The organism is Moorena sp. SIO3E8 (assembly GCF_010692445.1).
GTDB classification, from domain to species: Bacteria; Cyanobacteriota; Cyanobacteriia; order Cyanobacteriales; family Coleofasciculaceae; genus Moorena; species Moorena bouillonii.
The window spans coordinates 1-24,542 of the sequence record NZ_JAAHHM010000032.1 but is presented as its reverse complement, the minus strand read 5'-3'; the positions used below and the strand labels follow the sequence as shown (position 1 = coordinate 24,542).

Here is a 24,542-nt window from a genome sequence, read left to right as displayed (position 1 = left end):
AGGGAGTAGGGAGTAGGGAGTAGGGAGTAGGATAAAATTATCTATAACTCATAATTATTATAGCTGATAATTAGTCATTTTTTTTAATAAAAAAATTAATCAAAAAAACGGTGGTCAGTTTTTAAAAACTGACCATAAAAATCAAGGCTTCTTTAGCATCACCCCAAAAAGTTATCGGATTTATTTCCTACTCTTCCTTCCTGTTCCCTGCTCCCTGTTCCCTATGACCTACTATTTATAAGTATTCAACCGAAAATGAGATAAAATAGAGTGGGTGCATAATGCCAGCTCGGATGAACCGTTCTATGTTCCAACCGCAGCTTGGTACAGAATAGGGTAAAAACTACTAATAGAAAAGTAAGATGACCGATTTACAAACGTTTTACCGAGCTACCAACCCCAGTAAAACCTTAGCGGTGGACAATGAGGAGGATCGCAAGTATTACATTGATTTCTCTTCAGTACGGGGCGGTCAGATTATTGAAAAACTTAGAAAAAAGATTGCTATATTTTCACCAAATCAACCTACCTGTGAACTGTTTACTGGGCATATTGGCTGCGGCAAGTCTACGGAGTTGCTCAGGTTAAAGCTGGATTTAGAACGGTCAGGATTTCATGTGGTTTACTTTGAGTCCGACCGAGACTTGGAAATGAGCGATGTTGATATTAGCGATATTTTACTGGCGATCGCCCGTCGAGTCAGTGAAAGTCTCAAAGGCGCTGGCATTAGCCTTCAACCAGGGTACTTCCAGAGGTTATTTGGTGAAGTCACAGATATCTTAAAAACACCGATGGAGCTATCGGATGTAGAATTCTCTGTAGGAATTGCCACCATTACCAGTCAAGCCAAAGCTAGCCCTAAGCAGCGGGATAAGTTGAGAGGATATCTAGAGCCTCGAACCAATGGACTTATTGAGGCAATTAATCAGGAGGTGCTGGAGCCTGCTATCAAGAAATTGAAACAGACGGGGAAAAAGGGACTAGTAGTAATTGTCGATAACCTTGACCGCGTGGACTCTATACAAAAGCCCTTTGGTCGTCTTCAGCCAGAATATTTGTTTGCGGATCGAGGGGCACAGTTGCGGGGACTGGGCTGTCACGTGGTTTACACGATTCCATTGTCACTGCGGTTTTCCAATGACTTTGGGATGGTGACTGAACGGTTTATGACCGACCCCAAAGTCCTGCCAATGGTACCTGTACAGTTACGGGACGGTAGTAAACATGAACAGGGAATGGCACTGCTGCGACAGATGGTACTAGCAAGAGCATTCCCAGATTTAGAGCCAAACCAGCGTCTGACTAAAATTACAGCAATTTTTGACAGTGCTGAAACCTTAGACCGTTTATGTAGTGCTAGTGGCGGTCATGTGCGGAATTTGCTTCGGTTTCTCAATGATTGGATCATGGAAGAAGGAAAACTACCCCTGTCCCGTAATGGTCTAGAACGTATGATTAAGGCTCAGCATCATAAACTTGTGTTAGCGATCACTGATGATGAGTGGGATTTACTGCGTAAAGTAGCTAAGGATAAGAAAGTGACTGGAGATGATGGATATCAAATCTTAATCCGCAGTCGCTTTGTTTATGAGTATTATGATCAAGAAGAACCTTGGTTTGATGTTAATCCGATTTTGGCAGAAGCTAAGGAACTACAGCTATGAGTGCCTCCGATAAAACCAAAGAGGTTACTGCCTACAACGAGCGTGCGTTGCAAAGATTGGCTTGGGCAATGGAAGCTTCTCAGGGGCAATTTTCACTGATTTTTGCACACTGTAACTATACCTATGTACAGCAGCAAATGACTGAGCGGCTCCGAGAAAGCTGTCCTGTTCCAATCCGCGAGGTTGTGCTGAAAAAGTCTGATCGCAAACTTTATAGCAATATTCGGCAGGATTTAGGAGATCAGCAACCAGGGGCTATGATGGTCTTTGGCTTAGAGGCCGTTGATGATATTGATAGCTTGCTGACTGCCACTAACCAAGTGCGGGAAGAGTTTCGGAAAAATTTCCATTTCCCCCTAGTGCTGTGGATTAATGATGACGTTCAAACCAAATTGGTTCGGGTTGCTCCTGATTTCGAGAGTTGGGGCACAACTAGGGAGTTTCAAACCCCTCCTGATTCCTTATCTTATGAATTAATCTATACTCTCTCTCAACAAGCTAAGGAGATATTGGCTACCTTTCCAGACTCTGATCCCGACAAATTTTTGTATGAGCTGAATCGGGGGATAGATGATCTATCGGAATTTGGTTTAGCTTGGCAAGATTTACACCATCACAACCAGGAAATAGAACCAGATTTAGACGCTTTTTTTTACTTTATGGCAGGTCGAAATTACTATGTTAAACAACAGTTTGAACAATCATTACTTTACTTTCAAAAAAGCTTAGATATATGGCAAAGGCTAACCCGCTGCGATTGGCAAGGGATGGTTTTATTTCATATCGGTTTATGTCCTTATGTAAAACCTGAAGGAAAAAAAATATTTGAGCAATGTGTTGATAGTTTAGCTCAGATATCTGATCAGGATTTAGCTAACCGATTGATTACTCAAGTTGCCAGAGTATTGCAACGCTTGCAACGATGGGAAGACTTAGAAACCTTAGCCCAAAGGTCTCTAAAACTCCATAGAGCCAGTGATAATTCGATTGAGTTAGCTAAAGATTATGGTTTTCTGGCCGAGGTGGCTTTAGATAAATTAGCTTGGAATGAAGCTAAGGAATTAGCAGAGCAAGCACTCTCAATCCTGAAAACTAGTTTGTCGGATGAATCAACAGCAATTTCATCGGAGCATAAGGCAAAATTAGATGGGATGCCATCTGTTGATAAAGCTTGGTATTTATTATTATTAGCAAGAGCAGAAAAAGGTCTTTGTAAGTATCAATACAGTATCAATTATCTGGAAAAAGCTAAAGCAGAAACTCAAGCCCATTATGCTCCAGAGCTTTATATTAGGATTTTGGCAAGCTGGCGAGAATTATATCTTGAAAAGGGTGACTATCTAGCTGCTTTTGGAGTTAAACAAGAACGAATATCCATTGAGCAACAGTTTGGCTTGCGAGCCTTTATCGGTACAGGGAGATTACAGCCAAAACGAAGGAGAACTAAGTCTCAACTTCCAGCCCTTGAGCAGCCTGAAATGGTTGCAGACGAAATCATCGCTTCTGGCCGACAAAAAGATATCAATAATTTGGTCGAAAGAATTGGCAATACTAGTTGTAAATTAACTGTTATTCATGGAGCATCTGGGGTTGGTAAAAGTTCCTTAATCTATGCAGGATTAGTTCCAATTCTCAAGCAACGAGCCATTGGTCAACGAGATGTGCTGCCAATTCCCATACGAGTCTATACTGACTGGGTTAGGCAGTTGGGCAAGTTATTGGTTAATTCACTAAAAACAAGAGGGCTTAGTCTTTCTGTTGAAGCAGATTCAGTAACTACCATCTTGGAACAGTTGCAAGAAAATGGTGACCGAAACTTACTAACAGTTTTAATTTTTGATCAGTTTGAAGAATTATTTTTTGCTGTCCCAGATCTAGTCGAGCGTAATCTTTTATTGGAATTTTTAAAAACAGCAATTGACTCTATTCCTTATACTCAAGTTATTCTGTCATTAAGGGAAGACTATCTACACTATCTATTAAAATTTCAACGTTCACACAAAATAGATACTATCAATTACATATTAAGCCAAGATATTCTTTATTATTTAGAAAATTTTTCTAGAAAAGATAGTGTTAACTTTATAAAAAAACTAACAAATAAACCTCAGTTTTATTTAGAAACTGCTTTGATTAATAAACTTGTTAATGATTTAGCGGTAGAGCTGGGTGAAGTTCGTCCCATTGAGTTACAGATTGTGGGATTACAATTGCAAGAAGATAAAATTTATAAACTGGTTGAGTATGAAAAAATCGGTTCTAAACAGAAGCTATTGGAGCGATTTTTAGCTGGAGTTGTTAAAGACTGTGGTTATTGGAATGAAAGTGACGCCAGACTAGTTTTATACCTCCTAACAGATAAAAATAACACTCGACCACTCAAGTCTAGGGCAGAGTTAGGATCGGGTTTATTGGATCTAGGAGTAGGAGAGACAGAAAACCTAGATTTAATATTAGAGATCTTCGTAAACTCAGGATTGGTTTTACTTTTGCCAGAATTTTCGACTGCGCACTATCAATTAGTACACGACTATCTTGTTCCTATTATTCGTCAATCGACAGGAGCTTTAATAATCACTGAATTGGAACAGGAGAGACTAGCAAGAAAAGAGGCGGAACGAAGTAAATTAAGACTAGAAGAGGCGTTTTTCAAAAGCCGATTTAGAGCATCAGTTGTCAAAAAAATGATTATTATGGTAGTATTAATACTATTGACCGGACTACTATTTGCGAGACAAGTTAAAATACTAAAGACTCTTGCTCTTGCTCAATCCTCAGAAGCCCTATTTAACAGACATAGGGAGTCACTTGATCCACTCATATTAGCTTTAAAGGCAGGAACACAACTTAAGTCAGCAATCGCAGTAGGAACCAATACCCGCACTCAGACTTTAGCTGCATTACAGCAAGCCCTTTATGGAGTCAGAGAGCGCAATCGTTTGGAAGGTTATGACAGTTGGGTTAATAGCATCACTTTCAGTCCTGATGGTGAAATCCTTGCCACTAGCATTGCTGATAGTACGGTCAAACTTTGGAGGGGAGATGATGAAATACTAACCGTTCTCCCAGGGCATACAGATACAGTCAATAGCGTCAGTGTTAGTCCTGATGGTGAAATCCTTGCCACTGGCAGTGCTGATGGCACCGTCAAACTCTGGAGTATAGACGGTCAATTACGACACACCCTCCAGGGGCATGAAACTGAGGTTACAAGTATCGGTTTCAGCCGGGACGGTCAGGTGATTGTCAGTGGTAGTCGCGGCGGAATAGTAAGATTGTGGGACAAACAAGGCAACCGAATTGGGCAACCCTTTGCAATACAGAACGCTAGTATTACGAGTCTCAGTTTCAGTCCTGACGGTAAGGTGATTGCCAGTGGTAGTAGCAACGGAATAGTAAGATTGTGGGACAAACAAGGCAACCGAATTGGGCAAACCTTTAAGGGGCATAAAGCTGATGTTACAAGTATCAGTTTTAGCCCTGATGGTCAGACCCTTGCCACTGCTAGTCTGGATGGAGCTGTTAGACTTTGGAATCTTCAAGGAAAGGAAATTCTTACTTTCCAGAGTTCTGGTGCCACAATCAACAGCGTTAGCTTCAGTCTTGATGGTCAGACAATTGCCACTGGCAGTTTAGACGGAACTGTTGAAATATGGAGTCGGGACGGTCAGGAACTCCAAATCTTGCGGGGTCATAAGAGAGGGATTGCAATTATGAGCTTTAGTCCCGATGGCAAAATTTTAGCCACCGCCAGCAGAGACTTGACCGTCAGACTCTGGAGCGTTGAGGACTATGATCTCAAAACCCAAACCCTATTTGGGCATAAGGCTGCGGTTGATAGCGTCAGCTTTAGTCCCGATGGTCGCACAATTGCCACTGCTAGCTTCGATGGAACTGTTAAGCTTTGGAGACGAGACGGTAGACTACTCATGACCTTGGTAGGACATCAAGGTGCAGTCACAAGTCTTAGTTTCAGCCCTAATCGGAAATCACTTGCCAGTGCTGGTTTGGATGGAAATGTTCGGCTCTGGGATTTGGTAACGGGTCAACTAATAGTAAGCTTGCGAAGTGGTAAGGAGTGGTTTAATAGTTTTAGTTTTAGCCCTGATGGAAAAACTCTTGCTGCTGCTAGTAAGGATGGAACCGTAAAACTCTGGAATTTAGAGACGGGAGAAGAAATGCGCACTCTCCAGGGGCATGAAGATGATGTTTACAGTGTCAAGTTCAGCCCTAATGGCAAAATCCTCGCTACTGCTAGTAAGGATGGAACCGTACAACTCTGGAATTTGAGAGGTGAAAAACCTAAAACTATCAAGGGGCATAGTGCTGCGGTGATTAGCCTCAGCTTTAGCTCTGACGGTCAGACCCTTGCCACTGCCAGTCTGGACAAAACTATTAAACTCTGGAATTTGCAAGGTCATGAACTGGCAACTCTCAAGGGACATAGTGGTCCAGTCAATAGCGTCAGTTTCAAACCCAACAGTATCACCATACTTGCCAGTGGTAGTAGTGACGGAACAGTTAAACTCTGGTATAGAGACGGTAAACTACTCCAAACCCTCCAGAGTAGTGGTGCTGCCATCAATAGTGTTAGCTTCAGCCCTGACGGCAAGACTCTTGCTACGGCTAGTCAGGATAAAACTGTAATCTTGTGGAATATCGATCTAGCTCTAAATAATCTAGATGAGCTACTGCGACGTGGTTGCGATTGGGCTGGGGATTATCTAAGGAATAACCGGAATGTCAGTGAACGCGATCGCACTCTTTGTGAAGACATCAACTAAAAAGCGATCGCAGTCTTTGTCGAGGTATCAACTAAAAGGCGATTGACCTTTGGTCACGCTTTCGGCAAAGCCGACGCTGCGCGAACGCGAACGCATGAACCTCTGAGCCTCGCGGTTGAGACTCTGAACCTCTCCGTTGAGTCTGTGAAACTCACCGTTGAATATCTGAAACTCACCGTTGAACCTCTGAACCTCTCCGTTGAGTCTGTGAAACTCACCGTTGAACCTCTGAACCTCTCCGTTGAGTCTGTGAAACTCACCGTTGAACCTCTGAACCTCACCGTTGAACCTCTGAACCTCACCGTTGAACCTCTGAACCTCAACGTTGAACCTCTGAACCTCACCGTTGAGCCTCTGAACCTCACCGTTGAGCCTCTGAGCCTGATCAACCAACAGGATCCCAATACCTTCAGCCAGGGACTTCAGTGAAAAAAAATACCAATTAAAGTAGGGTGGGCAAAGTAATCTAGATTAGATTACTCAAAAGAACCAAACGCTTTTTGCCCATCCTACTCCGTAACTCTACCTAAAAGCCTACTACTTGTCGATGTTCCCAAAAGATGAAGAAACCACTGAACATAACGAAAGAAAAAACTAATTGACGGAATAATCTTTCACTAATCTTTTCCAGAACCAATCCTCCCAACCAATTCCCTGGAAAAGATGCCAGGCCGATCACAAGCCCATAACCGATGTAAGGAAGTTGTAACATTCCAAACACTCCGTAAGCTATCAGCTTAATGCAGTGAACAACTAATCTATCAATTGCTTGAGTTGCTAAAAGCTCCTCCTTCTTAAGACCGTAATTGATATAAAAAGGGGCAAGTATAGGCCCCATACTGCCAATTAAACCTGATAGAAAAGCATGGATAAATCCACCGGGAATAAAGTACCACATCTTTACGGTGAAAGATTGCTCATTCTTTTTCAAGAAAGAACTAATAGCTGAAATAATTAAGAATGCTGCCACAATAATAGTCAGCCATTCTAGATCTAGCTTGCTCAGGGTAAAAGCGCCTAATAATGCTCCCACCACTGCAGCTGGAATCTCCCACTTTAAGATTTTCCAATTGACGTTACTCCAGTAAACATAAATTCGCTCAGCGTTACCAAAGATTCCCCCAATCGTAATTATTGGTGGAATAGCCTGCGCCCCCAAAAAAATACCCACTATGGGCATAAGAATTAAGGAACTTCCTCCCCCAACAATGATACTGACAAACCAGCCCAGAACGCTAGTTAACGCTAAAAGCAATAGAAGCATTATGTTCTCTAATGGTTAAGTTTAAGTTTTCGAGTCAGTAGGTAGGTTTACAAGCAAGTGTTGAACTGTTTTTCCATCCGTAACCAATTCCAAAACAGCTATAATAAAAGACCCTGAACCAAACTTATAATTCTCAACAACGATCACCTGATGTAAACCTACTTAATCTACTCTATAACCTACTATATTTAAATTACAGCTCCGAAGCGACTAGCTTATGAATATGGGTTACTCGACTAACTTACTCGACTAACTGAATTGCCTCTCCACCAGAATATTTCTAGAACAACCCAAAAATATTGGCTTAGGCCCCTACAGAAGCGTAGCGGTTTTGGCTTTGAGCGATAAAATTTCTAGCTTGCTTGAGCATAGCTTGATCCAATGCCTGTTGGCAATCACTAGCGGCAAACGCTACATCGTGAGCTAGATCTAGATAGGGATAATCTTGCTTAATTTCCTCAGCCAAACGCTTGGCTGTATCAATGCGAACGTAAAGTTCTCCCCGCATTACTTGGTCATTCATCCAGGCTAGAGCTTGGCTTGAAAACATTCGGGGTGGGGACGCGGAACTAATCCTCGCATTCTTCCGAACACTTTCAAGATGTTGTTGACTAAACATGTCGATATTCGGCTTGCCCTGACTGTTGACCCAAGGTACAGCAACTGAGACATAGGCAGCGTCTTGAAAAGCGGCCTCCAGAGAAGGAGCACAGGTGACCCTTTCAGGGGGTATCGATCGTTCCAGCAACGTTATGTTTCGTCGCGCAGGATTTTGCAAAGAAGGACTGAAAAGATGAACATCTAGACCCAATATTAATGCGTTAAGGGCGATATTTTTCCCAATGTTTCCAACCCCAATCACCGCTATTTTACTATTGGGTTGAGCCTCATTTAACTTAAGCTGTTGAACTTGGTGCCTGGCCACATAAGGTGAATTGATCCCAGGTAAGTTACCAACACTGACAGATTGCTCATTTGCTGCTTGCCGATCGATCGCTCGCGTATCCACCCCCCGTCGAATGACTCGCAAACTACGAGTATGACCAACAGCTTGTCGCCAGGCATAGAGTGCGGTGCCGGGCACGGCGTTGTTCCCTGCAATCAGGACATCGGGTTGAAACGTGACCAGTACCTGACGTAAAACTTCAAGGCTAGGATCGTGTTCTTCATCAGGCTGTTGTTTGGTAGCAATGGTAGGAATATACAGGCACTCTTCGCCAGAATTTGGTGCATAGAATATAGGCTCGTCTACACCTGCAAGTTCTTTATTCAGTGGGTAATATACCTCACGCAATCCTAAATCGTCAGCTGTCTCTGGGTCAATGGGATGAGAGATAAGAATTTTAGACATTTTTACAGGAATAGACGGTCTTAAGTTATGGACTTCAAAGAAGCTGAACAAATCATACCAAGCCTAAAATAATTTTGCCAAGTCAAACCATACAGACAACAAGGGATAATCGTGTGTATTATATTACTTTTTTTCTACTCCACCTCGTTTGATCAACAAGCCTGAGCCAAATAGATAGCGAATACCTTGCTAATTATGGCTTTTAAGAATTTGCTTGTTGAGTGCGATCGCGGATTTCAAGAACAGCGATTGACCTGCATGTCACGCTTTAGGCTTTGCCGACGCTGCGCGTTCGCGAAGCGTGGCCTACGGCCAAACGCGATCGCACTCCCCTCCCCCGACACTTCTCTTTCCCTACAAAAGCCCCAAACTCTGATTAGACGTAAAACCAGGAAAGATTTGGGCTAAATTCGAGTCTCCAATCTCCATATGTTCCCTTAGCACAGGCATCAGCACCTCACGAAAATCCGTAGTTACTGCTAAATCACGTTTTTCATACAACTGGGATTCCGCCAAACCGGGCCACTCTCCATAGACCTTACCACCGCGAACTCCTCCACCCAAGACCCACATCACATTCCCGTGTCCATGGTCAGTACCCTTATTACCATTCTCTGCCAGGGTACGACCAAATTCTGACATGACCACAATTACAGTATTGGCATAAATCGGTTCTAACGCTTTGACTAGAGTAGCCAAGCCTTGTCCAATAGGCTTAAGTTTTCGAGCCAGCTGTCCTTGACTACCGCCCTGGTTAACATGGGTATCCCAGCCACCTAAGGCCAAAAATGCCAGTTGGGTCTTAGCATCCCCCACCATCAGCTTGGCTAATTTGCGGCTATCACCAACAAATTTAGAGGAAGGTGGTGCTCCCCGGTTAGCTGCCATCATTTCTTCCTTTAGCTCAGCCAGGAGTATCTTCCGTGCTTCACTTCCTTCCTGATAAGCCAGATTAATCGCATTATTACCACGATAGAGCTGATCAAAAGCAGCATCAATTTGGGGACGGTCTACAGGCAGCTTGTGATTATAATTTCTGCCCATCGGTAAATTAGCCACTGGCATCTGACCGGATAGAATCCGTGGGGTTGTTGTGCCCATATTCACCGCTTGAGTTGGTATTTCTTTGGGAATCGTCCCTAATAGTCGATTCATCCAGCCATCATCTGTACTCTTAATGCCTGGGGTGCCACTTTCCATGTAATCCTGAGCATCGAAATGGGAGCGAGTGGAGTCTGGTGAACCACTGGCGTGAACAAAGGCTAAACTTTTCTGTTTCCAAAGAGGCATCAGATCAGCTAGAGCTGGATGTAAGCCAAAGTAACCATCTAAATCCAAGACTCCCCCTTTTTCCCCGGTGCGAGGAATCGCAATTCTGGGTCGCGCTTGGTAGTAATCAGCCTCTTGGTATGGCACAACTACATTCAGTCCATCTATCCCACCCCGAAGGAAAATAACAATCAGTCGCTTACGGTGATTAGTATTTGCCGTATTTGCTAATCCTCTCGCTACCCAACTTCCCATAGAGATAATTCCCCCAGCAGTTAGAAGGCTAGCTTGTTGTAATAATTTGCGTCTTTTCATGGTTGGTTTTTATAGCATAGGGAACAGGGAATCGGGAATCGGGAATCGGGAATCGGGAATCGGGAACAGGGAATCGGGAATCGGGAATCGGGAATCGGGAATCGGGAATCGGGAATCGGGAATCGGGAATCGGGAATCGGGAATCGTAGGAAAGAGCTTCGAGGAGTTTTTGGGATTATAATAAATTAATATTATATAATTTGCTTTTATAAAAATAGCAAATTTATTAAAAGTTGATTTAAAAGCATATTTTTTAAATGGCTATTTAAACATCAAAAATTATAATTAATCAGTCATACTTCATACTTCAAAAAGTATGGTGCAATCAATTTTATTCCCCCAACTCCCGACTCCCTACTCCCGACTCCCTACTCCCTACTCCCTACTCCCTAATGTATTATCGATACATCATTTCTGGACTGCCCAGAATCAGGGCGGCTCGTAGCTTAGCTGGACTAGTGTGGATGACTTCTTTAGTTTGGTCAGAAAAGTGATTGGCTAGGGTTTTCCTGAGTTGGACAGCATCCACAGGTTTACGCTTTTGTTTAGGTTGACGCTGCTCGAAATTACCATTGGCTAATGCGGTGGCAAAGCTGACCCGGCGAATCATCCCATCTGGACTGAGCCAAGCCTTCTCAGTGTTTTTGTAACCATTGGGAGTTGGGCAGCCGTAGATGGGCATTCCTAGCTGACGGATAATACCAGAGAGGGTTTTCCATTTGGGCTTTTTACTGCCTGTAGCTCGCACTGCTGAGATGATGTAGTGATAGGGGGATTTAAATTTACTGTTGTAATACTGAGTGTCCCAAAATTCAGGGCTTTGAAATAGGGTTTCTAGAACCTTACGAATATCCCCATCGGTCTTCAAAAAGCGTTGGGCTAGAGTGTCTACTAGCTTTGCTGGTGGCTGATCAGCTACAAAGTACTGGGCTAATTTGTAGCTAATGTAATGGGCGGTGGAGGGATGACGAGCCAGCAGATCTAGGGCTTGCTCTCCCTCTAGGCTGCCGCTACCTGGAATCGGTCTACCCAGGAAAACTTTATCACTGTAATCATGGCGCTTAGGGTGGAAATAAAATCCTCTACTGTCACCGTGCTTACCCTCACGGTCAGTAGTCCAGCCAGTCAAGATCCGCGCTAAAGTAATTACATCCTCTTGGGTGTATCCACCATCTACTCCTAGGGTGTGGAGTTCCATCAGTTCCCGAGCATAGTTTTCATTCAGCCCTTTGTATCGACCACGAGCTCCTGGACTTCCTGGTGCGGTGTTTTGGTGGTTGTCTAAATAGAAGAGCATGGCGGGATGGTGAGCTGTAGCACCTAACAAATCCCGAAAACGACCAAGGGCATGGGGTCTAATGGCATCTTGTTCAAAGGAACTAACCCAGATCCGATTCAATCCCTTGCTATCAAAAACATTGAAGTGGTTGAACCAGAAGTCTACCATTACTTCCTGAAGCTGTTGAGGACTAGCGATCGCTCTGATTAAACGGGCTTCCAATCCCTGCTGCCTAGGTATTTGCGATCGCTTTTGAGCCTGCTTGCGCTGTTGCTGACTCAGCTGCCGTTTCTTTTTACCTTGTGGTGGTGCATACCCTTTCCATAGCTCCACTGGATTCAGTTCCAGGGTATCCAAATTCTTGAGTTGTTTCCTCAGTTGTGGCGGTTCAGGAATAGATTCTGGGGAAAGCTGGGACTGAATATAAGCATCAACTCCCATGGATTTCACCCGTTCGATGTCCCCTGGGCGAGGACCAAAACTAACGCGATTGAGGACATGTAATACTTTCGGATCAGTGGATAAACTGGCTGCGTGCCAGGGCTTGGGTAGTGCCCAGAGGAGGATGACTGCCAAGATTAGCCCTAAGAGCCAGTAGACCGGCTTAAGGTTCAATTTTCCCAGATACATTGGTTTTAGGGAGTAGGGAGTAGGGAGTAGGGAGTAGGGGGAAGAGTTTTAGTAATAGTGGTTTTACCGCACGAGGAGGGGGGAGTAGAAAAAAATCCTGTGCACCTCACTCGTGATGATAATTGGGCTTGATTAGTTCCTCAACACTGAGGGATCTCGCCAGTGGATGATAAGCCACAATTGCTGTTGGCAGTGCCTTTGGTAGACTGGTCTAGATGCAACTGCTGACCTTCATCCTTTTTTTCATACTAATGCGATCGCATTTGTGATTGACCTTGGCCTTTTGGCCTTTTGGCCACGCTACGCGAACGGCCACGCTACGCGAATGGTCACGCGGGGCGCGTTCCCATGGTGCAGCAGCAGCAAAGTCTGGCAATGATCATTCGCTACCCATCACTAGATGCTCAGCCGTTGCTCAGCCCGAAAATACCGGAAGAGGGGTAGTTTAGCTAACTCTGTTCTCCCTTCAAGCATTAGAATATTAAGAATTGTGTCTAAGTGTTTCTAGATACTTAGTCACGAACCCATGCAAGACATCAGCAATTCTATATATTCAAATCCAAAACAGAAACAAAATGGCAAAACATACTAAGGCTTTCATGTCCCGAAGCGTAAAAAAGAATGAGCCTACTGGGGTCAAGTACATGACCAAAAACCAGATGGAGTACTATATGGGTGCCAAGCTTATCGAAATTGGGGTTGAGCCGAAATCAGCTATTTATCGATGGTCAGTAGAAAGCAAAGAAAATGATAAGCACGAAGTTTGGACTTACGCAGCCTACTGGGGAGATTCCAAAGAGCAACTGTTGCAAGAGGAGCAGGCATCAAAAGAGAACTGATCTTCCATTTCCATTGGGATTGGCAAGAGCCAAGAGTGTGGGGAGAGGGGGGATTGGGAGCATGTCACTTATGCAGAACATTTGTACTAAGGTAATAGGTAATAGGTAATAGGTAATAGGAACCCACCCCTAACCCCTCCCAGGAGGGGAAGGTAATAGGTAATAGGTCTGAAGGGGAGCTAGTCCTGGATGAATATTTGTACATTATCTATAGCCCCCTCATGGGTAATTGCTTGCTCTAATGGTACGTAGTACTAATGTTTAAGCATTGCAAGACCTGCTCCCGGGGGGATTCCTCTTGCCTCTTGCCTTTTGCCTTTTGCCTTTTGCCTTTTGCCTTTTGCCTTTTGCCTTTTGCCTTTTACCTTTTGCCTCTTGCCTAGTCCCTAGTCCCTAGTCCCTACTCCCTATTCCCTGTTCCCTATTCCCTTTCCTATTGATATTACTGCAAAGCCCACGCATTCTTTACTTCTGGGACTTTTCCAAATCAATACAGTCATTTGCTAACTGGTCAGCTTCAAGGTTTTGGGTTTTGTTAATCCAGATTAATTCGTAGAAATCCAGTTTATCAAGAAGGGTTTTGGCTCGGGTGTGAAAGCTAACCAAATTGTTGTTTTTAAGCATATAATCCCCATGGAGCTGGTTAATTACTAGTTCGCAATCCCCATAGATTTTGGCTTCTTTTGCTCCAAGCTTTAGACTCTTCTGTAGTCCAAGGATTAGCCCCATATACTCAGTTTGATTCTGAGTAGTAAATCCTAAGTATTGAGAGACTGGATAAACCTCACCTTGGTACTGAATTATAGCACCACAGGCGGATTGATTAGTTCGTCTTTTGCTGACACCATCGAAATGAATAATAGCAAGATTATTCGATTTATCTGTCATAATATTCTTTAGCTTGTAGGGAGTTTGGTTGTAAGCATTTAGCGGTCAGCGGTCAGCGGTCAGCGGTCAGTGGTCAGCGGTCAGTGGTCAGTGGTCAGTGGTCAGCGGTCAGCGGTCAGTGGTCAGCCTTTAGCTGATAACTCATAGCTGATAGCTGATAGCTGATAGCTGATAGCTGATATAGCAATCCTAAATGACTTGTGAGAATTTTTGTTCCCTGTTCCCTTTTCCCTACTCTCTACTCCCTGTTCCCTGTTCCCTGTTCCCTGTTCCCTTTGTTATAGCTGATAGCTGATCGCTGATAGCTGATCGCTTACCTGTTCCAACCCTACTTTAATTGGTATTTTTTTACTGTCGAGCTACCTCTGTTGTATTGGCCTGCCAAATGTTGATCGTCCGATCAAATCCCCCAGTAGCCAGAAAACGTCCATCCCGACTAAAGGCAACGGATTGTACCCAATCTTGATGTCCAGTCAACCAAGCAATCTGCTTACCAGTGTTCAAATTCCACAACCGAACCCCATCACGACTAGCACTAGCGAGAATTGTGCCATTAACTGGATTAATTGCGATCGCACGAATCTTTCCAGTATGTTTGCTCAAGGTATACTTAAGCTGCCAAGTCTTTGTATCCCAGACCCTAATCTTACCGTCATAACCACTGCTGACTAGGGTTCTACCATTAGGGGTAAAGGCTAGAGCACTAGTGATACCTTGATGAGCTCGAATAATGTAAAGGGGTTGTCCTGTGTTCAGATTCCAAATTTTAATCGTGCCATTTTTGAGTCCACTGACTAGGGTTTCGGCCTTGGGATGAAGCGCTAGGGAATAGGTTGGATGATCAAAATCTGCCAGAGTGTAAAGGGGACGTTGGTTTCTGATGTCCCACACCCGAATACCATCCAATCCCCCAGTCACTAATACCTTACTATCTGAGGTGATAGCTAGGGAAAGTAAATTGCTAGTATGCCCTAGAAAAGTACGGGTATAGTCTCCTGTGTATTCTTCCTGATTCCATTGCCACAAATTGATTCGACCATCCTCCCCGACACTAGCCAGAATTGTTCCATCAGCACTAAAAGCCATGTCAGCCACGGAGGTTTGGTGTACTCGCAGGCTATCAATTTCACGACCGTTTTTCAGCCACCATAATTTTAGATGGGCATCACTCCTGCTACCCCCACTGAGTAGCACTCGCCCACTAGGACTAAATGACAGAGCATCCACAGCGGTAGAATGGGCTTCAATGGTACGCACCAATTGAGGAGTTCTCCAAGATTGAGCCTGGGATGAAGCTATTTCCGGTATAGCTGCAACCATTAGCCCCAGTCTTGATTCCTTAGCGTAGGTGGTACTGGTGACCACTGCCATGATCCCGAGCACAGTTCCCAAAATCGCCAACGGTGTTTTTTTCATTCTGGTTGTTCGCGTAGCGTGGCCTTTTGGCCAAGGTTAGGGCAAATCGTCTTACTTTTCACCGCGTCAGGGGGATGTTCTTGCCAACCGGAAATTATACCCAACAACTCGGACTTTAGTAGTTCCAATGCTTCTATTTGTTCGGTGATTGCCTCAATCTTGAGCAGTAGATGCTGCTTAACCGCTCCACAAGGTAACTCACCAAAGTCATGAATTTTGAGGATGTCTTGAATCTCGCTAAGACTAAGTCCTAGGGATTGGGCGCGTTTGATAAAAGCCAGTCGATTCAACACCTGCCTCGTAAACAGGCGATAGCCAGAAGGGGAGCGGGTTGTGACTGGCGTAAGCAGACCAATTTCTTCGTAATAGCGAATGGTCTTCACGGGCAACCCGCTATGACTAGCTACCTGACCAATTTTGAGCCAGTCCTCTGATGAATTGGTGACAAGATCATTGGTAATTGGTAATTGGTAACTGACCACTGTTGACTATCCTCTCCCCTCTGTTGCCCCTATTCCCTTAGGGATGAACAGTGTGATCTTAAAACAGCTTGACCTATCGAGGTGGTTGACGTCGATGTGATTGACCCTTGACAGCACTCAACATCGGTAATGGTGGACGGGAAGAACTGGGGGGAAGATACCGCTCCACAGGTTGCTCAGCCAGTTCAGTTTGCTGACTTTGGCTTTGCCACCAACGGACTACCACTGCTATTCCCACCATCATCAGTCCAAAACTGAATAATGACCAGCGTCCGCCCACACCACCAATCACAGCATCCACCGCTCCGATAATCACGATGAAGCCTGAGATTGGCTCTTTACGGTAAGCTGACTTCAACACTCGATGCCATAAAGCATTTATCACGGCTTACTAATTACTCTATTTCACAGATGTACTTCTTTTGTAACAGAATAGGCCAGAAGTGCCCAACTAGAGCACTAACTTACTTGGGGTACTTTACTGTTACTGAGATATTACTGATAGTTATCATTCTTCGAGATGCCCAGAGCAACCGGGAAGTTTAAGATCACTTTTGCCAATCCTGGGAACTATGGCAGCAGTTATTCTTGAAAGCGCTTACAGGAGCAGGCCAGTAGCTTCAGCGACTCTCCTACTGACCGACTGTCCCACTGACCGACTCTGGGAGTAGTTTTAATGTAAGCCTAACCAGGTTAATAAGTCTTGACCAGTAAAGTATTCAATTGCCAGAGTCAAAATAAAACCAATCATGGCAGCTCTACCATTCAAGCGTTCTGCGTAATCATTAAACCCAAACTTAGGTGACTGGACTTGAGGGACTTTAGAGGGTTGGGGTTGCGTCATAGTGATAAAAGTTGCCAAGCTATAGTAGAGTTACTTAACTTCACTAATTTTAACATTTAGATCACATTTAGATACAGCACCAGTCAGCCAAAGAGGTAAAAGCATGGAAATAGGTGTTCCCAAAGAAACGAAAGATCAGGAATTTCGTGTGGGATTAACCCCCAGTAGTGTCAGGGTTTTACAAGAAGCGGGTCATACAGTTTTCGTTGAAACTAATGCTGGCACTGGTGCTGGCTTTACCGATGAAGACTATCAGCGTCAGGGAGCCAAAATTGTCTTAGACGCGGCTGAGGCTTGGAATCGGGAACTAGTAGTCAAAGTCAAAGAAACCATAGCGCCAGAGTATCCCTTGCTTCAAAAAGGACAGCTGTTGTTTACTTATCTACACTTAGCCGCTGACCGTGCTTTAACTGAGCAGTTGCTGCAATCGGGGGTGATTGCGATCGCATATGAAACCGTAGAACTCCCAGACCACACCCTACCGCTGCTAACCCCGATGAGCATTATTGCTGGTCGTCTTTCCGTACAATTTGGAGCCAGATTTCTGGAGCGTCAGCAGGGGGGAAGAGGGGTGCTGTTAGGCGGTATTCCCGGAGTTAAACCAGGTAAGGTGGTAATTCTTGGTGGGGGAGTTGTCGGTACAGAAGCCGCCAAAATCGCTGTGGGGATGGGAGCGAGAGTACAGATTTTTGATATTAATGTTCAACGGTTGAGTTATTTAGAAACTATCTTTGGCTCAAGAATTGAACTCCTCTACAGCAATTCAGCAGAAATTGAAGCGGCTGTTACTGATGCTGACCTGTTGATTGGGGCAGTGTTAGTCCCTGGTCGTCGTGCTCCCATTTTAGTCCCGCGCTCTCTGGTCAAACAAATGGTTACTGGCTCAGTGATTGTAGATGTTGCTGTGGATCAGGGAGGCTGTATTGAGACATTACGACCCACATCCCATACCAATCCCATTTATATCGAGGAGGGTGTGGTTCACTATGGGGTGCCTAATATGCCTGGAGCTGTTCCCTGTACATCAGCTGTGGCTCTAAACAATAGTACTTTCCCCTACGTACTCAGTCTGGCCAATCAGGGGTTGAGCACTCTGGAAAATAATCCCGCTCTAGCCAAGGGCGTTAATGTCCAGAATCACCAGTTGGTTCATCCAGCAGTCCGAGAAGTGTTTCCCGATTTAGCTGATGGCTAAGGTTTTTTTTCTATAGCAATCCTAAATGATTGCTATAGCAATTTTCAATTAAGTAACCTACAAATTGGGGTTTAGGGAACAGGGAATAGGGAACAGGGAATAGGGAACAGATAACAGATAACAGATAACGGATAACGGATAACAGATAACGGATAACGGATAACAGGAAACAGGGAAAAAATCCTGTGTAACTCATTCCCCTATATAGTAATACCTGCAGGAATTGTGAGAATTTTTCTTCTAAAGTTCCCGACTCCCGATTCCCGACTCCCTCGGTGCGCTTTCCGTAGGCGAATTAAATTCGCCACGGGTCGCACCGCTCCCGACTCCCGACTCCCGACTCCCTTTGCCATAACTTTTTCTTGCTAAAGTCTTGAGAAAATGTTTTAATAGACCTATCAGGTATTATCCGCTATATCAAGAAAAAATGTTAAGATTTTCTTAAAAAAAGAATTAGCGAGTGTTACCAATTACATGTCTTAGGAGCTTTTTAAGGTGATGCGTGATCAGGTGTTGACCTGGTTAGCAGATAATGTACCGTCTTCTCGGCTACAGCATATATTGCGGGTTGAACAGATGTCTGTTGAACTCGCTGAGCTTCATCATCTCAATGCTCAGCAGGCAGGTCAAGCAGGGTTGTTGCACGACCTAGCCAAATGCTTTAAGCCTGAGCGCTTGTTGCAAATGGCTAGAGATAACGGCATAGAAGTCGATCCAGTCTGTGAAGCCGCGCCTCACTTATTGCATGCAGATGTCAGTGCTATTGTTGCCCAAGAGCAGTTTGGAGTCAAAGATGAAGCAGTATTGGAAGCGATCGCTCTCCATACGTTAGGGCGTGAGGGTATGACCCCCCTCAGTTGTGTGGTGTTTATTGCTGATACTATTGAGCCAGGTCGTGGTGATACACCGGATTTACAAGCCTTACGAAATCTCTCTAAGCAAGATCTATACAAAACTGTTTGGTTAGCCTGTGACTACTCGTTAAAATTCCTGCTAGAGAGTCCTCGTCCCATTCACAAACGTATGATATTGACTCGAAACTGGGCGCAACAGATGTCCAGGAAGACAACAGCTAAAAGAGACTGTAAGACAGATTGTGTAAATGCCTAAAGTCCCATGTGCCTAGCTTTCAGGAACGTTTCGTCAATAGCAGTGTGAGTGTCAAATGAAGAAGCAAAGAAAAGAAATGAAAAGAATTGTACAGCAAGTGATTAAGCACAAGAAAACTTAATTACTATTAGAACAGATTGTTTTGTAAAGCGAGGAATTAAACGCTTAATGAGAGATCAAAATAATAAGCCCTCCACCTTAGTAACCCCTGATACCGAACACCAGGATGCTAGCTATGGGTTAGCACTAACCGTTGCTCAAGCAGCAGATGACCGCAAGGGTGCAGATATTGTGATTCTGTCGGTGTCAGAGGTATCGTACATCACAGATTACTTTGTAATTGTGACCGGGTTTTCTAGGGTACAGGTCAGGGCAATCTCTCAGTCGATTGAACAGCAAGTAGAAGAGGCATGGAACCGTTTACCTGTGCGAACAGCAGGAAAAGCAGAGGGAATCTGGATACTTCAAGATTACGGTGACGTGATTGTCCATATCTTGCTGCCTGAAGAACGGAAATTCTATAATCTCGAAGCATTCTGGGGCCATGCGGAGCAGATTGAGTTTCAGGCATCCTAATTGCAGCACTCACAAAAGAATAATCATGAAATCTCCCGTTTATGTATGTCCTGTTCCAGAAGAGCAGCAACCCATAAATGAATACCAAGAACTAAAAGAATCTTGGTTTTTTAACTGGGTAAGGCTGAAACTACCAAATTATGTGATCAAGCTGACTTGGGTTTGGGGGTTGAGCTGGCTGGTTTCAGGGCCGATAGCAGCAGTCAGTTTTCCACCGCAAAAAGCGATAATCAAGTTTCTGCTCTGTGGCGGGGCAGGAGCAAGTATCTTCTTGATTTTAAGTTTGCTGCGGCTATACCTAGGTTGGTTCTATGTACGCGATCGCTTGATCAGAGAAACCATAGTCTACGAGGAGTCAGGCTGGTATGACGGTCAAACCTGGACAAAAACTCCAGAAATTTTGGCTCGCGATCGCTTAATTGTTTCTTATGAACTCCAACCAATTTTGCGACGTTTACACTGGACGTTCGGATTTTTGATTATAGTCGTGATTGGTGGCAACATCATTTGGCGTGTGTTATCAGCCACCTAGCTCGATTGCTCCAACTAAGCTATAGGGTAGCTTTAAGTCTAATCCATGACCAGGGGAAAACGTACTCAAACACGAGCCTTAGAAGTCCGTTTACTACGGGAAGGCATTATCGAATCAGTTCATTCAGCTCAAGCGGTTGTGTGTGATAACCGGGGACGGATGTTATATGTTGCGGGTAACCCAGAAACCTCGACATTCGTTCGCTCTGCACTCAAACCTTTCCAAGCCTTAGCGGTCACTACCACAGGTACCCTTGAGCGTTACAATCTCACTGACCGAGATTTGGCAATTATCTGTAGTTCCCATCACAGCACGATGGAGCAGGTAAGGCAGGTCTTTAATATTCTTTGGCGCTGTGATGTTGACCCCTCAGCACTACAGTGTCCCATTCCCCCAGGCCAGGAAAGTTCACTGCAACATACCTGTTCCGGTAAACATGCTGGAATGTTGGCTGTTTGTCAACAAAGGCAGTGGCTAATCAAGAGCTATTTGGAGTATAATCATCCCGTGCAAATGTTAATCTTAAGCCAAGTAGCGGAGCTGCTACAGATGCCGGAGCAAGAGTTAATTCTGGCTCACGACGACTGTGGCGCTCCGACTTATTTTTTACAGCTACGGCAAATGGCATTATTGTACGCTCTGCTCTCTTCTGGTAATAATCTGGCCATGGAGCGTATTGTGCGCGCCATGATCAGTCATCCCCAGATGGTGTCCGGGGATGGGGGATTTGATACAGAACTGATGCGATTATCCGAAGGGGAACTGGTCAGTAAATCGGGAGCACAAGGGGTTCAATGTATCGGTCGCGTTGGGCAGAATATGGGTCTAGCCATTAAAGTCCTCGATGGCGCAAAATCTGCTAAGTATGCTGCAGCCATTGCCCTACTTAAGCAAATGGCTTGGATTACTCCTTCGGTGGCAGATACCTTGGAGTCGATGTTTATTAACCTCAGTAAATACAAGCGTTTAGAAGTGGTTGGTGAGTTATCTATGCCTTAGTTGGAAATAGGGTGTAGGGTGTGGGGTGTGGGGTATGGGAATAGGGTGTAGGGTGTGGGGTATGGGAATAGGGTGTGGGGTGTGGGGTATAGGGTTTGGGGTATTAGAACATGTACCTAATTTCTTGTTAAAAATTATCATTCCCCTGTCAGGGAGTGTGGAGCTCGGGCACTGGGAGTATGGAGTAGCTATATACATACATCCAGAAATGATTGCCTTAGTTCCAAAAAAGTTTTCCAATCACTCCACACCCTACACCCCACACCCTACTCCCGATTCCCGATTCCCAATTCCCGATTCCCGATTCCCGATTCCCGACTCCCGACTCCCTACACCCCACACCCCACACCCCACACCCTATTCCCAGAGCGCTGATAGAATTAATTTGAGAAATTTCCCATTTCCCCTTGCCACTTTTGGAAATTAGGTGTTATAGTGAAAAAGACGACGCGGGATAGAGCAGCCTGGTAGCTCGTCGGGCTCAACAATCAAGTTAGCTAGACGCTTAATAGCGAGCTTGAGCATGGGCGGCACGAAGATAAATCTCCGTGTGTTTACCTGTCAAATTCGGGGAAGCCTGTAGCGAGGTAATCCCGAGCCAAGCTCCCAAAGGGAGAAGGTGTAGAGACTGGTTAGGCAGGCACCCTAACGTTTAAGGCGAGGGTGAAGGGACAGTCCAGACCACAAACTGGAAGATCCAGGCAACGAAAGTTGTAGTTGGTACGCATAACCCGAAGGTCGGTGGTTCAAATCCGCCTCCCGCCACTTAATAGAATATCATGAATCCCTGCAAGGTTATGTCTTTGCAGGGTTTTGTGATTTTTGGGAGTCGGGAGTCGGGAGTCGGGAATCGGGAAAAGAATGAATAGCAGTAGAGTGGGCATCCTGCCCGCCGGATCAATACCAGTAGAGTGGGCATCCTGCCCGCCCGAAAATAGATTGAAACTGGCAAGATGCCAGTTCCACGCAAGATGCCCATTCCACCAAGATGCCAGTTCCACCAAGATGCCAGTTCCACCAAGATGCCCATTCCACCAAGATGCCCATTCCACCAAGATGCCCATTCCACCAAGATGCCCATTCCACCAAGATGCCCGAACAGTAGCACCATCTGTAGCCCATAAGCTGACCGCTGATAGCTGACGGCTGACCGCTAACAACTGACCACTGACCGCTGAAAGCTTCCTATTATCGCAGACTTTCTAACACCTCTTTTGTAAAAGGATTTTCACCTTTCTTGAGAGCGTCAACCCAACCCTGTCGTTGTGCTTTCTTCTTCTCATTATCTGTCCAGGCGATAAACACCTCAAAGTCTTCAATCGCACCTTTAATATTACCCGTTAACGCCCTAGCTAAACCCCGACTATCGATATAATCTTCATCATCAGGTGCGAGTTCAACTGCTTTTTCACAGGCAAACATTACTTTTTCAGCTTGGTTATACAGGCTACTATACCGACAGAGTATATCCCAATCATAAGCATCAATTTCTAAATTAGGATATAGTTCTTGAGCTTTTTTAAATTTAGCAATCGCCTGATCTATCTTACCATTATTTGCTAATTTATTCCCTTCACTAACAAAAGTAAGTGCTGCAATTCTGCTGGCTGTGGCTTGAGGGTCAAAGTCTAAAGTGGGGTCAAGTTCTAAGGCTTTTTTAAATTTAGCAATCGCCTGATCTATCTTACCATTATTTGCTAATTTATTCCCTTGACTAAGAAAAAATGGTGTTGAAATTTTGCTGGCTTTAGTTTGAGGGTCAAAGTCTAAAGTGGGGTCAAGTTCTAAGGCTTTTTTAAACTTAGTAATCGCCTGATCTATCTTACCATTATTTGCTAATCTATTCCCTTCTACAATAAGAGCTGTTGCAGAAGATTCCACCCCACAAAGAGAACGCTCCTTATCACTGACATTGGGGTTATTTTTTAGGTAGTCACTCAGCTCATGGCAAGCCTGTTTGAGGAGTTCATCTCGGTTAAAGGTCCACAATTTCACGGTATGGTCCAAACTTGCGGAAGCGAGGTATTTACCATCCGGGCTGAAGGTGACATGCATCACCGAATTCTGATGGCCAGTCAAGGTATCCAGTAATTTCCCTTGTGCTGTCCACAATTTCACGGTCTGGTCACCACTAGCAGTAGCAAGGTATTTACCATCTCGGCTGAAGGTAACATGATAGACCCCACTCTGATGACCAGTTAAGGTGTCCACCAATTTCCCTTGTGTTGTCCACAATTTCACTGTATTGTCATGACTAGCGGAAGCGAGGTATTTCCCATCTGGGCTGAAGGTGACATGATTGACATCATCCTGATGGCCAGTCAAGGTGTCGAGCAATTTGCCCTGTGCTGTCCACAATTTCACGGTCTGGTCACGACTAGCAGAAGCGAGGTATTTACCATCCGGGCTGAAAGTGACATGATAGACCCAACTCTGATGGTCAGTCAAGGTGTCGAGCAATTTGCCCTCTGTTGTCCACAATTTCACGGTATGGTCCAAACTTGCGGAAGCGAGATATTTACCATCTCGGCTGAAGGTGAAATGATTGAGCTGTTTCTGATGGCCACTCAAGGTGTCGAGCAATTTGCCCTGTGCTGTCCACAATTTCACGGTATGGTAACTAGCAGAAGCGAGGTATTTCCCATCTGGGCTGAAGGTGAGATGATAGACATCAAAGTGATGGTCAGTTAAGGTGTCGAGCAATTTGCCCTGTGCTGTCCACAATTTCACGGTCTGGTCACCACTAGCAGAAGCAAGGTATTTCCCATCTGGGCTGAAGGTGACATGATAGACATCAGAGTGATGGTCAGTTAAGGTGTCGAGCAATTTGCCCTGTGCTGTCCACAATTTCACGGTCTGGTCACCACTAGCAGAAGCGAGGTATTTCCCATCTGGGCTGAAGGTGAGATGATAGACATGATACTGATGGCCACTCAAGGTGTCGAGCAATTTGCCCTTTGTTGTCCATAATTTAATATGGGTGCGGCTCTTTTAAAAAGACAAAGAATAAGGTTTAGACAGGTATAGCAAGAGTAGGAGGAGCATTAGTAGAGCAACAAGCTTGAAAGAGTCGTTTCATTAAAGGAATACCATCAAGATACAAAG

General features: G+C 44.6%; 26 protein-coding genes. 14 read left to right on the top strand and 12 right to left on the bottom strand.

Features of this window, described 5'->3' with window-relative positions; all coding sequences use genetic code 11:
* Positions 1-362 precede the first annotated feature (362 nt).
* From F6K46_RS16080 to F6K46_RS16070, 3 genes are read left to right on the top strand one after another with little or no spacing between them, the layout of a single operon-like run.
* Positions 363-1,664, top strand: a complete 1,302-nt coding sequence (locus tag F6K46_RS16080) for an AAA family ATPase (RefSeq protein WP_293047293.1) — start codon at positions 363-365, stop codon at positions 1,662-1,664.
* A complete protein-coding gene (locus F6K46_RS16075) occupies positions 1,661-6,448 on the top strand; it encodes a hypothetical protein (RefSeq protein ID WP_293053496.1) in 4,788 nt (1,595 codons plus the stop codon). Before F6K46_RS16080 ends, F6K46_RS16075 begins: the two co-directional genes overlap by 4 nt.
* A gap of 42 nt (positions 6,449-6,490) precedes the next feature.
* Entirely contained in the window at positions 6,491-6,877 is a 387-nt protein-coding gene (locus tag F6K46_RS16070; protein WP_293053493.1) for a hypothetical protein, read from the top strand.
* Between the two features lie 97 nt (positions 6,878-6,974).
* Here the strand turns inward: F6K46_RS16070 and F6K46_RS16065 are convergent, their stop codons facing one another.
* From F6K46_RS16065 to F6K46_RS16055, 3 genes are all read right to left on the bottom strand, one after another.
* Positions 6,975-7,712: a sulfite exporter TauE/SafE family protein gene (locus F6K46_RS16065; RefSeq protein ID WP_293053490.1), complete on the bottom strand. Its 738-nt coding sequence runs from the start codon at positions 7,710-7,712 to the stop codon at positions 6,975-6,977.
* Positions 7,713-8,016: 304 nt separating this feature from the next.
* A complete protein-coding gene (locus F6K46_RS16060) occupies positions 8,017-9,063 on the bottom strand; it encodes a hypothetical protein (RefSeq protein ID WP_293053487.1) in 1,047 nt (348 codons plus the stop codon).
* Positions 9,064-9,417: 354 nt separating this feature from the next.
* A complete protein-coding gene (locus tag F6K46_RS16055; RefSeq protein ID WP_293053484.1) occupies positions 9,418-10,647 on the bottom strand; it encodes a DUF1501 domain-containing protein in 1,230 nt (409 codons plus the stop codon).
* Between F6K46_RS16055 and F6K46_RS16050 the strand changes: the two genes are divergently transcribed.
* Complete coding sequence (locus tag F6K46_RS16050; protein ID WP_293117159.1) at positions 10,646-10,828, top strand: hypothetical protein; 183 nt, start codon at positions 10,646-10,648, stop codon at positions 10,826-10,828. The genes F6K46_RS16055 and F6K46_RS16050 overlap by 2 nt on opposite strands.
* Before the next feature lie 135 nt (positions 10,829-10,963).
* Positions 10,964-11,092 carry a hypothetical protein gene (locus F6K46_RS16045; protein WP_293066164.1) on the top strand — a complete coding sequence of 43 codons (129 nt, stop codon included), beginning with the start codon at positions 10,964-10,966 and terminating at the stop codon, positions 11,090-11,092.
* Here F6K46_RS16045 and F6K46_RS16040 read toward each other — a convergent pair.
* Positions 11,045-12,556 (bottom strand): DUF1800 domain-containing protein, encoded by a 1,512-nt coding sequence (locus tag F6K46_RS16040; protein ID WP_293066161.1) that lies wholly within the window; start codon positions 12,554-12,556, stop codon positions 11,045-11,047. The two genes, F6K46_RS16045 and F6K46_RS16040, sit on opposite strands and share 48 nt — an antisense overlap.
* A gap of 275 nt (positions 12,557-12,831) precedes the next feature.
* Here F6K46_RS16040 and F6K46_RS16035 point away from each other — a divergent pair, with 275 nt between their 5' ends.
* Both F6K46_RS16035 and F6K46_RS16030 read left to right on the top strand, forming a co-directional pair.
* Positions 12,832-13,005: a hypothetical protein gene (locus F6K46_RS16035; RefSeq protein WP_293066158.1), complete on the top strand. Its 174-nt coding sequence runs from the start codon at positions 12,832-12,834 to the stop codon at positions 13,003-13,005.
* A 126-nt stretch (positions 13,006-13,131) separates the two neighbouring features.
* The gene (locus F6K46_RS16030) at positions 13,132-13,395 is read left to right on the top strand and encodes a hypothetical protein (RefSeq protein ID WP_070392648.1); all 264 of its coding nucleotides are present in this window, start codon (positions 13,132-13,134) and stop codon (positions 13,393-13,395) included.
* Positions 13,396-13,860: 465 nt separating this feature from the next.
* On the opposite strand, the gene F6K46_RS16025 is transcribed toward F6K46_RS16030, so the two are convergent.
* From F6K46_RS16025 to F6K46_RS16005, 5 genes are all read right to left on the bottom strand, one after another.
* The gene (locus F6K46_RS16025; RefSeq protein WP_293066154.1) at positions 13,861-14,283 is read right to left on the bottom strand and encodes a ribonuclease HI family protein; all 423 of its coding nucleotides are present in this window, start codon (positions 14,281-14,283) and stop codon (positions 13,861-13,863) included.
* A 348-nt stretch (positions 14,284-14,631) separates the two neighbouring features.
* Positions 14,632-15,699 (bottom strand): WD40 repeat domain-containing protein, encoded by a 1,068-nt coding sequence (locus F6K46_RS16020; protein WP_293066151.1) that lies wholly within the window; start codon positions 15,697-15,699, stop codon positions 14,632-14,634.
* Complete coding sequence (locus tag F6K46_RS16015) at positions 15,696-16,181, bottom strand: heavy metal-responsive transcriptional regulator (protein ID WP_293066149.1); 486 nt, start codon at positions 16,179-16,181, stop codon at positions 15,696-15,698. The genes F6K46_RS16020 and F6K46_RS16015 overlap by 4 nt, the downstream gene beginning before the upstream one ends.
* A gap of 73 nt (positions 16,182-16,254) precedes the next feature.
* Positions 16,255-16,563 carry a hypothetical protein gene (locus F6K46_RS16010; protein ID WP_293020291.1) on the bottom strand — a complete coding sequence of 103 codons (309 nt, stop codon included), beginning with the start codon at positions 16,561-16,563 and terminating at the stop codon, positions 16,255-16,257.
* Positions 16,564-16,854: 291 nt separating this feature from the next.
* The gene (locus F6K46_RS16005; protein ID WP_293066170.1) at positions 16,855-17,043 is read right to left on the bottom strand and encodes a hypothetical protein; all 189 of its coding nucleotides are present in this window, start codon (positions 17,041-17,043) and stop codon (positions 16,855-16,857) included.
* A gap of 85 nt (positions 17,044-17,128) precedes the next feature.
* On the opposite strand from F6K46_RS16005, the gene ald reads away from it, so the two are divergent.
* Positions 17,129-18,220, top strand: coding sequence for an alanine dehydrogenase (ald, locus tag F6K46_RS16000; protein ID WP_293066146.1), 1,092 nt, complete (start codon positions 17,129-17,131; stop codon positions 18,218-18,220).
* A gap of 10 nt (positions 18,221-18,230) precedes the next feature.
* Here the strand turns inward: ald and F6K46_RS15995 are convergent, their stop codons facing one another.
* A complete protein-coding gene (locus tag F6K46_RS15995; RefSeq protein ID WP_293066142.1) occupies positions 18,231-18,416 on the bottom strand; it encodes a hypothetical protein in 186 nt (61 codons plus the stop codon).
* Positions 18,417-18,445: 29 nt separating this feature from the next.
* Between F6K46_RS15995 and F6K46_RS15990 the strand changes: the two genes are divergently transcribed.
* From F6K46_RS15990 to F6K46_RS15965, 6 genes are all read left to right on the top strand, one after another.
* On the top strand, positions 18,446-18,589 hold the full coding sequence (locus F6K46_RS15990; protein WP_293066139.1) for a hypothetical protein: 144 nt from the start codon (positions 18,446-18,448) through the stop codon (positions 18,587-18,589).
* A gap of 129 nt (positions 18,590-18,718) precedes the next feature.
* Complete coding sequence (yqeK, locus tag F6K46_RS15985; protein ID WP_293066167.1) at positions 18,719-19,330, top strand: bis(5'-nucleosyl)-tetraphosphatase (symmetrical) YqeK; 612 nt, start codon at positions 18,719-18,721, stop codon at positions 19,328-19,330.
* 168 nt (positions 19,331-19,498) lie between these two features.
* Complete coding sequence (gene rsfS / locus F6K46_RS15980; RefSeq protein WP_070392641.1) at positions 19,499-19,906, top strand: ribosome silencing factor; 408 nt, start codon at positions 19,499-19,501, stop codon at positions 19,904-19,906.
* A gap of 25 nt (positions 19,907-19,931) precedes the next feature.
* Complete coding sequence (locus F6K46_RS15975) at positions 19,932-20,438, top strand: CGLD27 family protein (RefSeq protein ID WP_198954012.1); 507 nt, start codon at positions 19,932-19,934, stop codon at positions 20,436-20,438.
* A 45-nt stretch (positions 20,439-20,483) separates the two neighbouring features.
* Positions 20,484-21,437: an asparaginase gene (locus F6K46_RS15970; RefSeq protein ID WP_293066135.1), complete on the top strand. Its 954-nt coding sequence runs from the start codon at positions 20,484-20,486 to the stop codon at positions 21,435-21,437.
* Positions 21,438-21,561: 124 nt separating this feature from the next.
* Positions 21,562-21,864 (top strand): hypothetical protein, encoded by a 303-nt coding sequence (locus F6K46_RS15965; protein WP_293066132.1) that lies wholly within the window; start codon positions 21,562-21,564, stop codon positions 21,862-21,864.
* 319 nt (positions 21,865-22,183) lie between these two features.
* Here the strand turns inward: F6K46_RS15965 and F6K46_RS15960 are convergent, their stop codons facing one another.
* Both F6K46_RS15960 and F6K46_RS15955 read right to left on the bottom strand, forming a co-directional pair.
* Positions 22,184-22,597 (bottom strand): hypothetical protein, encoded by a 414-nt coding sequence (locus F6K46_RS15960; RefSeq protein WP_293066130.1) that lies wholly within the window; start codon positions 22,595-22,597, stop codon positions 22,184-22,186.
* 28 nt (positions 22,598-22,625) lie between these two features.
* On the bottom strand, positions 22,626-24,386 hold the full coding sequence (locus F6K46_RS15955) for a tetratricopeptide repeat protein (RefSeq protein WP_293066126.1): 1,761 nt from the start codon (positions 24,384-24,386) through the stop codon (positions 22,626-22,628).
* Positions 24,387-24,542 lie beyond the last annotated feature (156 nt).

Bases quoted from the DNA above. Each gene is read 5' to 3' on its own strand.
- F6K46_RS15995 (WP_293066142.1), bottom strand. From the start codon at position 18,416: ATGAGTTACACAGGATTTTTTCCCTGTTTCCTGTTATCCGTTATCCGT.
- F6K46_RS16080 (WP_293047293.1), top strand. From the start codon at position 363: ATGACCGATTTACAAACGTTTTACCGAGCTACCAACCCCAGTAAAACC.
- F6K46_RS16050 (WP_293117159.1), top strand. From the start codon at position 10,646: ATGGTTGGTTTTTATAGCATAGGGAACAGGGAATCGGGAATCGGGAAT.
- F6K46_RS16025 (WP_293066154.1), bottom strand. From the start codon at position 14,283: ATGACAGATAAATCGAATAATCTTGCTATTATTCATTTCGATGGTGTC.
- F6K46_RS16065 (WP_293053490.1), bottom strand. From the start codon at position 7,712: ATGCTTCTATTGCTTTTAGCGTTAACTAGCGTTCTGGGCTGGTTTGTC.
- F6K46_RS16060 (WP_293053487.1), bottom strand. From the start codon at position 9,063: ATGTCTAAAATTCTTATCTCTCATCCCATTGACCCAGAGACAGCTGAC.
- F6K46_RS16040 (WP_293066161.1), bottom strand. From the start codon at position 12,556: ATGTATCTGGGAAAATTGAACCTTAAGCCGGTCTACTGGCTCTTAGGG.
- F6K46_RS16030 (WP_070392648.1), top strand. From the start codon at position 13,132: ATGGCAAAACATACTAAGGCTTTCATGTCCCGAAGCGTAAAAAAGAAT.
- F6K46_RS16075 (WP_293053496.1), top strand. From the start codon at position 1,661: ATGAGTGCCTCCGATAAAACCAAAGAGGTTACTGCCTACAACGAGCGT.
- yqeK (WP_293066167.1), top strand. From the start codon at position 18,719: ATGCGTGATCAGGTGTTGACCTGGTTAGCAGATAATGTACCGTCTTCT.
- F6K46_RS15975 (WP_198954012.1), top strand. From the start codon at position 19,932: ATGAAATCTCCCGTTTATGTATGTCCTGTTCCAGAAGAGCAGCAACCC.
- F6K46_RS16045 (WP_293066164.1), top strand. From the start codon at position 10,964: ATGGTGCAATCAATTTTATTCCCCCAACTCCCGACTCCCTACTCCCGA.
- F6K46_RS15970 (WP_293066135.1), top strand. From the start codon at position 20,484: ATGACCAGGGGAAAACGTACTCAAACACGAGCCTTAGAAGTCCGTTTA.
- ald (WP_293066146.1), top strand. From the start codon at position 17,129: ATGGAAATAGGTGTTCCCAAAGAAACGAAAGATCAGGAATTTCGTGTG.
- F6K46_RS16020 (WP_293066151.1), bottom strand. From the start codon at position 15,699: ATGAAAAAAACACCGTTGGCGATTTTGGGAACTGTGCTCGGGATCATG.
- rsfS (WP_070392641.1), top strand. From the start codon at position 19,499: ATGAGAGATCAAAATAATAAGCCCTCCACCTTAGTAACCCCTGATACC.
- F6K46_RS16055 (WP_293053484.1), bottom strand. From the start codon at position 10,647: ATGAAAAGACGCAAATTATTACAACAAGCTAGCCTTCTAACTGCTGGG.